5 protein-coding genes and 2 pseudogenes are annotated in these 5,181 nt (G+C 32.4%); 4 read left to right on the top strand and 3 right to left on the bottom strand.

Annotated features, from left to right (window positions below):
- The 4 genes from AC1DJR_RS18185 to AC1DJR_RS18170 form a co-directional block, all read left to right on the top strand.
- On the top strand, nucleotides 1-1,149 hold a 1,149-nt coding region (locus AC1DJR_RS18185), incomplete at its 5' end, for an MFS transporter (RefSeq protein ID WP_477003177.1).
- 128 nt (nucleotides 1,150-1,277) lie between these two features.
- Nucleotides 1,278-1,727: an ArsR/SmtB family transcription factor gene (locus tag AC1DJR_RS18180; protein WP_000461279.1), complete on the top strand. Its 450-nt coding sequence runs from the start codon at nucleotides 1,278-1,280 to the stop codon at nucleotides 1,725-1,727.
- A gap of 19 nt (nucleotides 1,728-1,746) precedes the next feature.
- Nucleotides 1,747-2,967 carry an MFS transporter gene (locus AC1DJR_RS18175; RefSeq protein ID WP_477003176.1) on the top strand — a complete coding sequence of 407 codons (1,221 nt, stop codon included), beginning with the start codon at nucleotides 1,747-1,749 and terminating at the stop codon, nucleotides 2,965-2,967.
- A gap of 155 nt (nucleotides 2,968-3,122) precedes the next feature.
- Complete coding sequence (locus AC1DJR_RS18170) at nucleotides 3,123-3,842, top strand: sulfite exporter TauE/SafE family protein (RefSeq protein ID WP_477003178.1); 720 nt, start codon at nucleotides 3,123-3,125, stop codon at nucleotides 3,840-3,842.
- Nucleotides 3,843-4,043: 201 nt separating this feature from the next.
- Here the strand turns inward: AC1DJR_RS18170 and AC1DJR_RS18165 are convergent.
- From AC1DJR_RS18165 to AC1DJR_RS18155, 3 genes and pseudogenes are all read right to left on the bottom strand, one after another.
- A pseudogene (locus AC1DJR_RS18165) lies at nucleotides 4,044-4,296 on the bottom strand (hypothetical protein).
- 1 nt (nucleotide 4,297) lies between these two features.
- On the bottom strand, nucleotides 4,298-4,843 hold the full coding sequence (locus AC1DJR_RS18160) for a sigma-70 family RNA polymerase sigma factor (RefSeq protein WP_429686682.1): 546 nt from the start codon (nucleotides 4,841-4,843) through the stop codon (nucleotides 4,298-4,300).
- Between the two features lie 174 nt (nucleotides 4,844-5,017).
- Nucleotides 5,018-5,181, bottom strand: a pseudogene (locus AC1DJR_RS18155) (NADPH-dependent oxidoreductase); the annotation flags it as partial.

Below are 5,181 nucleotides of genomic sequence, written 5' to 3'. Positions count from 1 at the left end.
ACATTAAGTGTACTTGGGGATTGGTTTCATACTGTCGCTTTATTAACACTCGTCTATAGCATAACAGAATCTTCATTTATGTTAGCACTCACCTTTATGAGCAAAGGGTTACCTCAACTTCTTCTGAGCCCATTCATAGGCGGAATTGTAGACCGTTTTTCAAAAAAGAAAATTATGATTTTTACCGATAGTTTACGAGGAATTATCGTCCTCACTTATTTATTAGCATTCTACAAAATTGAAATTATTTTCGTTTCTAATATATGCTTATCAGTACTCTCTTGCTTATTCGAGCCTGCTAAGCAATCAACTCTAAAAAATATCGTACATCAAAAGCATTTCGTAACCGCTAACTCTCTTTCTAGTACAATCAATGGTTTTATGTCTATTATGGGAGCTTCTTTAGGTGGACTCATTACACAATCTTTAAGTATCGAAATTGCCTTTTTTATTAATAGCCTATCATACTTTATTTCAGCCTATATTATTTATAAAATAAAGATCCCTTCTCGTGACACTTTTAGCAMGAAAAAAGCGTTTTTCACTGATATAAAAGATGGTTATACATACATATTACAAAGCAAAATTATTTTAACATTAATTCTTGTCGGCATTTCATGGGGCATTATTGGAGGTGCCTATCAGTTACTTCTAACAATCTATGCCGAAAGAATCTTCCACACTAACATTGGTATTTTATATGCGGTTCAAGGGGCTGGACTTATGATTGGCAGTCTCCTCGTTAATCTTTATATGTCTAAAAATGAAGACAAAATGAAAAGAGCATTTGGTTGGGCCTATTTACTACAAGGAATTTTCTTTCTCGGATTCATTCTATCCGATCAACTTATTATCGGTATCATTACATTACTCTGTATGCGTATAGCAGGAGGAATCATCGTTCCACTTGATACGACATTACTACAAACGTATACGCAAGAAAACATGATTGGTAAAGTTTTTTCATTTCATTATTCCATCTACGGATCGCTTATTCAGTTATCTATGTTTATTACAGGATGGTTTTTAGAAATCCTTTCTCCTCAAGTGATTGGTAGCTTGTTAGCTATATGCTGTATTTTTGTTAGTTTTATATGGCTTTTCTTGTTTTATCATGGGGAGCTTAGTGAAGAATCTACTATCACTTAATGGCATGTATATGTACATGCCATTTTTATTTWTGTCGAAATTCACAAGAAAAAGGCGATTTATTTCTCTTACAATCTAATTTTTTAGAACGTACAATAAATTTAGATTATAAGAAAGGAGCTAACAAAATGTTTGAAGATCGACTTACCATTTCAGCAGAACAACAAAAGCTAATTTCCAATGCAACTCGCATTCAAATTCTTCACCTTTTAAAAGACGAAACACTCACTGCAAAACAAGTATCTACTAAACTAAATAAATCTGCTGGTAGCGTTCACTATCACATCCAAATTTTATTTGACGGAGGCTTACTTGAATTAGTAGATACAAAGGAAAAACGGGGGATTATTGAAAAGTACTATAAAGCAAAATCTGCTCACTTCTATATTGAAGAAGCAGGCACTGAAGGAACAAATACAGGGAGCCATATTGTATCTCATTTATTTTTAACTCCAGAGGAATTACAACAACTCACTTGGGAAATCTCACAAGTTTTATTACGCTGGGAAAGCAAAACCGCTCGTCAATCAGCCTCAGAAGAAGAATACGCTATTTCCTGCCGGATAAAAAAACAATGAAAGAAAGGTCCATATACCCATGAAAAATAAATTATTATTATTGTCGGGCACAGGCATTTCTCGTTTAGGTGATTTTATGTACCTCATAGCTCTAAACTTAATGGTGTTAAATAGTACAAACTCTCCCGCTGCTGTAGCAGGCCTATGGATTGTCGGTCCAATTGCCACCGTTGTTACAAAAATATGGTCTGGTAGTATTGTAGATCGATTAAATAAACGGTCAATTATGCTCATCACAGATATAATTCGAGCAGCTCTCATTGGCTGTATTCCACTATTTGATTCTATTTGGGTCATTTATATTTTTATCTTTTTAACTCGCATTGCTACATCATTTTTCGATCCAGCTTCATTTACTTATAAAACAATGCTCATACGAGCTGAAGAGCGCGCTCAATTCAACGCTTGGAATAACTTTTGTACAAGCGGGGCTTTTATTATCGGTCCAGCCCTTGCTGGAATACTTCTCACCACGTACTCAGCATCCTTTGTTATTTACTGCAACTCACTTTCATTTCTACTTTCTACCATTCTCATTTACTTCTTGCCAAACATTACATTACAAACAAAGCAAAACGAAGAGGTTTCTAATACTTTCTTACAAACATTACGAAGTGATTGGAAACAAGTTTTTTCATTCGCTCGAACGGAAACTTACATAATTCTCATATTCGTTTTATTTCAAGCTACTATGCTTGTTTCTATGGCACTCGATTCACAAGAAGTTGTTTTCACAAATCAAGTACTGTTTTTATCCGATATAGAATATAGCATGCTTGTTAGTATAACTGGTGCCGCTTACGTTTTCGGTTCATTTCTCGTCTCTCTCTTTGCCAAACGATTAGCAATTCAACATTGTATCGGATTAGGTATGATTTTCACAGCAATAGGTTATGTGATTTTTGCCTTTTCAAATTCATTTATAGTCGCAGCGAGCAGTTTCATTTTACTTGGCATTTCTTCATCATTTGCTGGTACTGGCTTTATAACATTTTATCAAAATAACATCCCTGTACATATGATAGGACGTATCGATAGCGTGTTTGATTCAATAAAAAATTTCATCCAAATCTTTTTCATTTTAGCAATTGGAGCATCCGCACAATTTCTTTCCGTTCAAATTACTGTAATCAGAAGTTCATTACTCATTCTTTTCCTTTCCTGTTTATTAGCAATCCGGGTAATGACGCCTTCACGAGAAAAATATTTTAAAGCTACAGGATCATCTTTGGAATATTAACCGCAACATAAAAAGCGGCTATTTGCCGGGCAGCAAGATCCCAATTGGTGTGGGCTAATAATCAKTGGGGGATGAACAAARCCYCCAMTGATTAAARTTTCACTTTATGTTAAAATATTTATTGGATCTGATTATGTAGGGGGGCTATTTKGGGGATTATATTCATTTTCATATGTATTATATTAGTAGCTTCTATTTTACAAACAAGTACAGGTTTTGGCTTTTCTATTATGGCAACACCTTTCTTACTCATGCTATTTCTACCACAAGAAGCTATACAAATTAATATYATTTTATCATTARTTATTTCCATATCACTCATTTGGAAAATAAGAATGGACATTGAYTTTATTCTACTGAAAAGRTTAAYTWTYGGAAGTATAGTTGGTGTWCCTTTTGGTATTTTAMTYTTCATTTCCATTAATATAAACGCTTTTAAATTAGCAATTAGCATCCTGCTCTTACTATTAACGTTGATGCTAATATGCAACTTTAAGATTAAATCAACAAAATCTAGAGATTTCTTAGTGGGTGGATTATCCGGTCTTTTAACGACAAGTATCGGTATGCCAGGACCACCCCTGTTACTTTACTTTACAGGAACTGATACGAAAAAAGAGAAGTTGAGAGCAACTACTTTAGCTTTTTATCTATTTATATATTTCATTAGTCTACTAACTCAAATACTCTTTACTGGCACAAACAAAACAATTTGGGAATCAAGTTTTTATGCTATTCCAATCGTATTTCTAGGTTTGTATATAGGTCAAATTATTTTCAAATGGCTTAATCAACGGATTTTCAAAATATTTACGTATATCCTTTTAAGTTGCACGGGGGGTTATCTTCTTATTGAAAGTTTGAACTTGTTATAGAGGGTGCTTTAGATAGTGGACAATAATAGATAGGTTCAAACGAAATTATTGCTGCATTTTCAAGTGCGATGGGGCATTCTATATCAAAACTTAAATAACTTTATTGGCAGTTTACAATTAGCAATAATCGTTCTTTCATAAGACAAATATTTTAAATCGAATACTAAATAAAACGATAAAAAGCGGCTATTATGCCGCTTTTTACATTAAATATTTTATAAAGCAAAGACCTGCACTTACTATCACGAATATATTAAAAAATAAGAAAAACCCTTTTTCAAAATCTGTATACTTTTCTACTTTTACTCCGCGTTTTTTTAACTCCATAACTATCTCCATTTCTCACATAATACTTATCTATATTTATAGACTCATTCGCTTCTTTCTCTAAACGTGTAATTTCCTCTTCTGAATATTGGAGCTCATTTAACATCGATAATAATCTTTTATCCATATTACATACTCCCTTTCCACAGTTTTTGAAGTTTTTTCTTTCCACGAGAAATTCGGTTGTATATGTAATCCGCCGTTACTTTTAATTCTTTTGCAATATCGTCAATGGAATATCCATCAATATACCTCTTTAAAAAGATATATCGATCCTTTTTATTTAAATCTTGCACTATTTCCATAATCTCTTCTTCTTGTTCTATTTCATAACTATCATGGATACCTTTATCTATTTCTACGTCTTTATCCATTTTGTTCTCTCTATATACTTTCTTTTTATATTCCAATGCCTTTAATTTAGTAATACCCATCATCCAAGATTTTAAGTTTCCCTTTTCTATATCAAATTGGTCGATATTAAACCAAATGACAGTAAATACATCGTTATAACAATCATCTACATATTGTTTCTCAATAGGGGTACTTAATGATTTATGAATAATGTATAAAACTAATTTTCCATATTGATCAATGACTTCTTTCAAAGCATCTTGATCACGTTTTTTCATAGCTATAATTAAATCCTCTTCAGAATCAAAAATCATAAACATCTTCCTTCCTCAGTTCCCCTTTAGCAGCTGCTTTTACTTACTATTGGCATTTCATTCTCATTTTCTATCACTTTTGTAAAAATTTATTAATTTTTATTTCTATGTATATGATAGCAAAAAAATACATTTCTCCTCAAAAAAAGACAAACCCGCATTCCAGGTTTGCCTTTTTACTTATTTCTTATTTAATCCTTTTTCATTTAAAAACTCTTTCATATGCATTCTTTTCTCTTTGGACATAAATGAGCTCATTGATTCCGTCCATGTTACGTTTTTTTGATTTGACGATCTTTCTTTGTAATACGCACTCATCGTTTCATCATATTCGTTTAATAATT

The organism is Bacillus sp. 05T31, assembly GCF_056396725.1.
This window is presented reverse-complemented; position numbering and strand designations above follow the sequence as displayed.